This window comes from Mesorhizobium sp. M7A.F.Ca.ET.027.03.2.1 (assembly GCF_003999175.1).
GTDB lineage: Bacteria > Pseudomonadota > Alphaproteobacteria > Rhizobiales > Rhizobiaceae > Mesorhizobium.
Genome location: NZ_RZOM01000940.1, coordinates 1 through 2,441, shown reverse-complemented (window position 1 = coordinate 2,441; position 2,441 = coordinate 1). Strand labels below are relative to the sequence as shown.

Below are 2,441 nucleotides of genomic sequence, written 5' to 3'. Positions count from 1 at the left end.
GACCCACACCGTCTGAGGGCATGCATAGCCGCACCAGGCACGGCCGACAGTCGAGGTGATCAGGAAAAGACCGACGCCCGCCATGACCAGGAGGCCGGCCACATAGAAGAATTCCTGGGGCCATATCTCGATGAAGAAGAAGTAGAAGCGCCGGTTCGCGAGATCGAGCAGGACTGCCTGGTCCGGGGCAAATGGACCGCGAGCCCAAGGCAGCCACGCAGCCAGGTAGTAGATGCCAAGTGTGATCGTCATCACCAGCCATTTGAAGCGACGAAAGTTGCCCGAGGCGCGCTTCGGAAAGATCTTTTGACGCGCGGCATAAAGCGGCTTGCGGGTTTTGGCGGAATTGACAGTTTCTGTTTCGAGCCGTGTCAACTGCGTCTTATCACGCATGTGCAACTCCACTTTCCCAGCCAATGTCAGGGGCACCTGTCGTAAAGCCTCGCGGTAGGATAGCCTTGCCGGGTTGTGCAGATCGCATTAGGGATGGTGTCGAGGCCCGGCTCACGCCGGGCCTCGTCCGCTTGGCAGGGGGGACCGAAGAATAGGACTTCCATTCCTATTCTCCGCCGCCAAGCGAATGGACATAAACTGCAAGTTCCTTGACCTTGATCTCGCCGAGACGGCCAACCCAGGCCGGCATGACGCCCTGTTTTGGCGCACGGACCTGTGCGGCGATGGCTGTCTCACCGGATCCATAGAGCCAGATCGCATCGGTCAGGTCGGGGGCGCCGAATTCCCTGTTGCCTTTTGCATTGTCGCCGTGACAGGCGACGCAGTTCTCGGCAAAGACCTTGGCGCCGGGTTGGATCAGACTTGCATCGCGGACCTTGCCGGAAAGGCTGGCCACGTAGGCGCTGACTTGTGCGATCTGGTCGGCGGTAATGATGTCGCCGAAGGCCGGCATTTCCGACAGGCGCGTGTCCGGATCGGATGCGAAGCGGATGCCGTGCGTAATCGTCTGCTGGATCTGCTCGGCCTTGCCGCCCCATAGCCAGTCGTCGTCGTTGAGATTGGGAAAGCCCTTGGAACCTTGGGCGCCGGAGCCGTGACATTGTACGCAATTGACCTTGAAAGCGGCGCCACCGGCGGCGATTGCGAATTCGCGCAGGCCGTCGTCCGCGGAGATCTCCGAGACGCTCTTGGACTCCACCGCCGAGATATATTTGCCCTTGGCGGCCTCAGCCGCAGTCAGCTCGTTCCTGACCTCGTTGCGGCTGGAATAGCCGAGCACACCCTTCGTCGCCGAGTGCAACAGAGGCCATGCTGGATAGGCGATGGTGTAGCCTATCGCCCAGACAATGGTGACGTAAAAGGTGATAACCCACCATCTGGGAAGCGGGTTGTTCAGCTCCCGGATGCCATCCCATTCGTGGCCGGTGGTCGAGACGCCAGAGATTTCATCGATATGCTCGTCGCTCATGATCACTCGTCCTCGAGCGGAATGCGGGCCGCTTCGTCGGCCAGCCTTCGGCTGCCGGGGCGTAGGGCAAAGGCGATGCACCCCACGAAGAACAGCGCCATCGCAACCAGGCCCCAGCTGTCGGCAAACGCCCGCATCAAATTGTAGGTCATCAGCGTTCTCCTCAGCGGTAGCCGGCGGCTTCGTCGTAATTTTTGAAGTCGACCAGTGTGCCAAGCATCTGCAGGTAGGCGAGCAGGGCATCCATTTCGGTGACCTGTTGCGGGTTGCCGTCGAAGTCGCCGATCTTGGCTTTTGGGTAACGCGCCTCAAGGCCTGATGTGTCGGCATTGGGATCGGCCTGCGCCGCCAGATCCGCATTGGCGTGGACGATCATGTCATCGGTGTAAGGGACGGCTACAAGCCTGTTGGCGACCAGATGCGTTGAGAAATCCTTCACGTCGATCGGCGTGTCTTTCAGGAACCCATAGCTCGGCATGATCGATTCCGGCACCACCGAGCGCGGGTCGGTAAGATGCGCGACATGCCATGCATTCGAGTAGCGGTCGCCAACTCTGGCGAGATCCGGCCCGGTGCGCTTCGATCCCCACTGGAAGGGGTGATCGTACATGGACTCGGCAGCTAGGCTGTAGTGGCCATAGCGCTCAACTTCGTCGCGGAACGGCCTGATCATCTGGCTATGACAGAGGTAGCAGCCCTCGCGCATATAGATGTTGCGCCCGACAAGTTCGAGCGGCGAATAGGGGCGCATGCCTTCCACCTTCTCGATCGTATTGTCGAGATAGAAGAGAGGCGCGATCTCGACGATGCCGCCGACCGTCACCACGAGCAGCGAGCCAACGAGAAGAAGCGTGGCGTTCTTCTCGATGATTGCGTGTTTGTCCATCAAGCCCATTACCTGGCTCCTGATCGCGCAGGTCGGATGGCGACGGGGCTCGGCATCGGCTCCTCCTCGCGCTGGTGGCCGAGGATGGTCCTGGTGATGTTCCAGGCCATGATCAGCGCGCCGGAGAGGTAC

At 60.4% G+C, this 2,441-nt stretch carries 4 protein-coding genes; all 4 read right to left on the bottom strand.

Annotated elements, in window-relative coordinates:
* Window positions 1–393: 4Fe-4S binding protein (locus tag EN750_RS29330; RefSeq protein ID WP_145968017.1), on the bottom strand; the 393-nt coding region annotated here is incomplete at its 3' end.
* Window positions 394–559: 166 nt separating this feature from the next.
* A complete protein-coding gene (gene ccoP, locus EN750_RS29325) occupies window positions 560–1,423 on the bottom strand; it encodes a cytochrome-c oxidase, cbb3-type subunit III (protein WP_126057790.1) in 864 nt (287 codons plus the stop codon).
* Window positions 1,424–1,425: 2 nt separating this feature from the next.
* Window positions 1,426–1,575: a cbb3-type cytochrome c oxidase subunit 3 gene (locus EN750_RS29320; protein ID WP_024502864.1), complete on the bottom strand. Its 150-nt coding sequence runs from the start codon at window positions 1,573–1,575 to the stop codon at window positions 1,426–1,428.
* Between the two features lie 11 nt (window positions 1,576–1,586).
* Window positions 1,587–2,318: a cytochrome-c oxidase, cbb3-type subunit II gene (ccoO, locus tag EN750_RS29315; protein ID WP_126057789.1), complete on the bottom strand. Its 732-nt coding sequence runs from the start codon at window positions 2,316–2,318 to the stop codon at window positions 1,587–1,589.
* Window positions 2,319–2,441: the final 123 nt, after the last annotated feature.

Bases quoted from the DNA above. Each gene is read 5' to 3' on its own strand.
- ccoO (WP_126057789.1), bottom strand. From the start codon at position 2,318: ATGGGCTTGATGGACAAACACGCAATCATCGAGAAGAACGCCACGCTT.
- EN750_RS29320 (WP_024502864.1), bottom strand. From the start codon at position 1,575: ATGACCTACAATTTGATGCGGGCGTTTGCCGACAGCTGGGGCCTGGTT.
- ccoP (WP_126057790.1), bottom strand. From the start codon at position 1,423: ATGAGCGACGAGCATATCGATGAAATCTCTGGCGTCTCGACCACCGGC.